Source organism: Mameliella sp. LZ-28 (genome assembly GCF_012274245.1).
GTDB classification, from domain to species: Bacteria; Pseudomonadota; Alphaproteobacteria; order Rhodobacterales; family Rhodobacteraceae; genus Antarctobacter; species Antarctobacter albus.
The window spans coordinates 3,068-4,974 of record NZ_JAANYX010000023.1; the positions used below are offsets into that span (position 1 = coordinate 3,068).

General features: G+C 55.3%; 2 rRNA genes (1 of these 2 cut by a window edge). Both read left to right on the forward strand.

The features are described from left to right. Nucleotides 1-1,567, forward strand: a 23S ribosomal RNA gene (locus G9Q80_RS15230); it begins 653 nt to the left of the window's first position. 195 nt (nt 1,568-1,762) lie between these two features. Beyond that, a 5S ribosomal RNA gene (gene rrf / locus G9Q80_RS15235) occupies nt 1,763-1,877 on the forward strand. Nucleotides 1,878-1,907: the final 30 nt, after the last annotated feature.

Genomic DNA, 1,907 nt, shown 5'->3' on the forward strand with positions numbered 1-1,907 from the left:
GCGGTAGCGCAGGAGAAAGTCTTTTCTGTGAAGCCGGCCTGTGAGGGATCCGGTGGAGAGATCACTAGCGAGAATGATGACATGAGTAGCGACAAAGAGTGTGAGAGACACTCTCGCCGAAAGTCCAAGGGTTCCTGCTTAAAGCTAATCTGAGCAGGGTAAGCCGACCCCTAAGGCGAGGCCGAAAGGCGTAGTCGATGGGAACCAGGTTAATATTCCTGGGCCAGGAGGATGTGACGGATTGTGGCGGCGTGCGTGCCTTATCGGATTGGCGCGTATCCAAGACAGTCCCAGGAAATAGCCCTCCATGAGATCGTACCCTAAACCGACACAGGTGGACTGGTAGAGAATACCAAGGCGCTTGAGAGAACGATGTTGAAGGAACTCGGCAAAATACCTCCGTAAGTTCGCGAGAAGGAGGCCCGGTACACGACTACCGGGGGCACAAACCAGGGGGTGGCGACTGTTTATTAAAAACACAGGGCTCTGCGAAGTCGCAAGACGACGTATAGGGTCTGACGCCTGCCCGGTGCCTGAAGGTTAAAAGGAGGGGTGCAAGCTCCGAATTGAAGCCCAGGTAAACGGCGGCCGTAACTATAACGGTCCTAAGGTAGCGAAATTCCTTGTCGGGTAAGTTCCGACCTGCACGAATGGCGTAACGACTTCCCCGCTGTCTCCAACATCGACTCAGCGAAATTGAATTGCCTGTCAAGATGCAGGCTTCCCGCGGTTAGACGGAAAGACCCCGTGCACCTTCACTACAGCTTCGCACTGGCATCAGGCACAACATGTGCAGGATAGGTGGTAGGCTTTGAAGCAGGGACGCCAGTCCCTGTGGAGCCTCCCTTGAGATACCACCCTTGTTCTGCTTGATGTCTAACCGCGGCCCGTTATCCGGGTCCGGGACCCTGCGTGGTGGGTAGTTTGACTGGGGCGGTCGCCTCCTAAAGCGTAACGGAGGCGCGCGAAGGTTGGCTCAGAGCGGTCGGAAATCGCTCGTTGAGTGCAATGGCAGAAGCCAGCCTGACTGCAAGACTGACAAGTCGAGCAGAGTCGAAAGACGGCCATAGTGATCCGGTGGTCCCAAGTGGGAGGGCCATCGCTCAACGGATAAAAGGTACGCCGGGGATAACAGGCTGATACTGCCCAAGAGTCCATATCGACGGCAGTGTTTGGCACCTCGATGTCGGCTCATCTCATCCTGGGGCTGGAGCAGGTCCCAAGGGTATGGCTGTTCGCCATTTAAAGAGGTACGTGAGCTGGGTTTAGAACGTCGTGAGACAGTTCGGTCCCTATCTGCCGTGGGTGTAGGATACTTGAGAGGAGTTGCCCCTAGTACGAGAGGACCGGGGTGAACGATCCACTGGTGGACCTGTTGTTGCGCCAGCAGCAGTGCAGGGTAGCTATGATCGGACAGGATAACCGCTGAAGGCATCTAAGCGGGAAGCCCCCCTCAAAACAAGGTATCCCTGAGGACCGTGGAAGACCACCACGTCGATAGGCCGGAGATGTAAGCACAGTAATGTGTTCAGTTGACCGGTACTAATGGTCCGATAGGCTTGATTTGATCCAGTAACAGCAAGGTTGAAGACAACCTCGTTACGGACTTCAAGGCATACACCATACGTGTCATGACATGGACAACAGCTTGATTGATGCCGCACCTGGCATGGTTGGGTGTGGGCTCCCGTGACATTTGCTCCGCAAATGCACTGACGCCCACCAAAACCATCGCCGCGTCGCGGCAATGGTTTTTACTCGGTTTGGTGGTCATAGCGTGAGCAAAACACCCGGATCCATTCCGAACCCGGCCGTTAAGTGCCACCGCGCCAATGGTACTGCGTCTCAAGACGTGGGAGAGTAGGTCGCCGCCAAACCTAGTAAAAACCAAATCCCTCTATGCAAAA